1 protein-coding gene is annotated in these 515 nt (G+C 71.3%); it reads right to left on the reverse strand.

All coding sequences use genetic code 11. The features are described 5' to 3' along the window. On the reverse strand, positions 1-321 hold a 321-nt coding region (locus tag EN780_RS39475), incomplete at its 3' end, for a hypothetical protein (protein ID WP_189557157.1). Positions 322-515 lie beyond the last annotated feature (194 nt).

The raw sequence follows: 515 nt of genomic DNA on the forward strand, positions 1-515 counted from the left end.
ATCCGCGCCCGCATCCGCGCCCTCGGCAGATGCCGCCGCGCCGGTCGGCGCGGCTTCGATCGGGGCGGCGGCCGGCTCGCGCCTGTCGGGCCTCGCCATCCTGGCGATGCCGATCATTCGACCGCCCTGCGCCCCCAACGGAAAACCGAAACCGCCGACCGGGTCGACCGGCCCGCCGCGCACCATGCCGATCAGCACGCCCGGCGCGACTTCCTCGACGCATCCGGGGCGCAGCGGCCTGGCGGCGCCCTCGAAGATGCCGATGGCGCTGACGGTGTCGCTTCCGTCGTCGGCAGTGATGATGGTGGCGTAGCGGGGCATGGGGCGCTCGTGGGTGGTGTGGATTGATCTGAGAGGCGCGGTCCTTCGCGCCCCCTCTGTCCTGCCGGCCATCTCCCCCACGGGTGGGAGATCAGCAATCATGACGGCCTTCGCCAACCTCCAAGGTCGCAAAGGTGAGAGCCGGCGGCAAAGCTGCCAATCTCCCCCCTCGTGGGGGAGATGTCCGGCAGGAC

Source organism: Mesorhizobium sp. M4B.F.Ca.ET.089.01.1.1, from assembly GCF_004022605.1.
Lineage (GTDB): Bacteria > Pseudomonadota > Alphaproteobacteria > Rhizobiales > Rhizobiaceae > Mesorhizobium > Mesorhizobium abyssinicae.